Here is a 1723-nt window from a genome sequence, read left to right as displayed (position 1 = left end):
TCGTCAGCGTCAGCGGAGTCCGGCACTGCTGCCGCATGTTCTTCCAGCACACCCGTGCGGTGCCTGATACGCAGCCTGTACAGCAGGAGACCGACCACAACGACGAATCCGACGAAGATGACCCCGCCCCACTGGAAATACCACTCGAACGGTGGCTCGGAGTTGTAGATCTCCGGCCGAGGCCAGATCAGGTTGACGGTCATTGCGGCTCCCCAGACCACGGCAATGAGATTGACGATAAAGCCCCGCTTCTTACCCAGGCTGAAGCCTGACTCTGCCCCATCGTCAGCCAGCGGCCACTTTTTCAGGAACCTGTTACGGAGCATGGGAGCGGTGACCAGCAGGTAGGCCAGGTAGATCAGCACGATTCCAATGCTGGAAAGAATCGTAAAGATGGCGGGCTGGCCGATATTGATCAGCAGCGGGATGATTGCGAGAACGCCGGTGGTGATGGCCGCCGTCGTGGGGGTCTTCCGAACCGGGTGGACTTTTGCAAGCTGGCTGCTGAATGGCAGGTTATTGTCCCGCGCCATCGCGAACATCATGCGGATGGCCGCAGCATGGACGGCGAGTGCGCAGACAGTGATTGCCACCACGACGCAGAGCAGGAAGGCCTTGCCGAAGGGTCCTCCGAGGACCGACAGGACGATGTACTGCAGGCCTCCGTCTGCTTCCCCGAGCTTGGGGTCAGACAGGTCCGGAGCAGCGAGGAGGGCAGCGAGGAGCACTGCTCCGCCCAGGATGAAGGATGCCGTTACGGCCCTGATGATTGCCCTTGGCGCGGTCTTCTTCGGGTTCTTGGTTTCTTCTCCGAGGGAACCGGCGGTGTCGAAACCGTACATGGCGTAGCCGGAGGCCATGGCTGCGATAAGGAAGACGCCGAAGTATCCGAGGGGTTGGCCTTGACCCAGACCCTGGGTGTCGAAAACGACCTCGGGCCCGCGTACTGCGTGCCATGCCAGAGCGAGGACCAGGAATACAGCCGCGAAGAGTTCCACAAATACGCCGATGCTGTTGATGGCGGTCGTCAGTTTGACGCCAAACGCATTCACGAGGGTGGTGAAGGTGATCAGGATCGTTGCAAGCAGGACGCCGTTGACCGCGAAGTCGTAGGGGCCGGTTCCGTCACCGACCATCTGGAAGCCCTGCCAGATCTGCGGCATCGTAATCTGAAGAGACAGTGCGACAGCGCCGATTGTGACGATCGACGCGATCAGCATCAGCCAGCCTGCCATCCAGGACGTCGTTTTCGAGGCAAGCTGCTTGGACCAGTTGTATACGGCGCCCGCGACCGGATACCGGCCCGCGAGCTCGGCAAAGACGAGCGCGACCATCAGCTGGCCGACGAATACTCCGACCCAGGTCCACCAATAGGCCGGTCCTGCGGTGCCGTAGCCGAAGTAGAAAAGCTGAAAAACACTAGTGAGGATGGAAATGTAGCTGACGCCAGCCGCGAAGCTGGCGAATTTACCGATACTCCCGGTCGAGAGCGACTGCTTGTAGCCAAAGTCGCTGAGACCGCTCGTATCGTGGTGCTTGAGTTGAGACATGGGGGAGTCCTTAGTCGAATCTGAATGATTGCGCCGTTGGGGTCGTTGAGGAGGATGCCGGTGGGGGCCGAATTCGGGGGTGTCGTATCCGGGGGAAGTGCTTCTTCGTCCGGTCTGCGATCTTTGCAGGACTTCGGACCGTTCCGGCAGCGTCTCCTGTGAAACAGATCACT

The 1723-nt window shown here is 60.2% G+C and carries 1 protein-coding gene; it reads right to left on the bottom strand.

The features are described from left to right. Nucleotides 1-1550, bottom strand: a 1550-nt coding sequence (locus J9611_RS21255; RefSeq protein ID WP_211883208.1) for an APC family permease, incomplete at its 3' end; no start/stop codon positions are given. Nucleotides 1551-1723: the final 173 nt, after the last annotated feature.

Source organism: Pseudarthrobacter albicanus (genome assembly GCF_018224015.1).
GTDB classification, from domain to species: domain Bacteria; phylum Actinomycetota; class Actinomycetes; order Actinomycetales; family Micrococcaceae; genus Arthrobacter; species Arthrobacter albicanus.
This window is presented reverse-complemented; position numbering and strand designations above follow the sequence as displayed.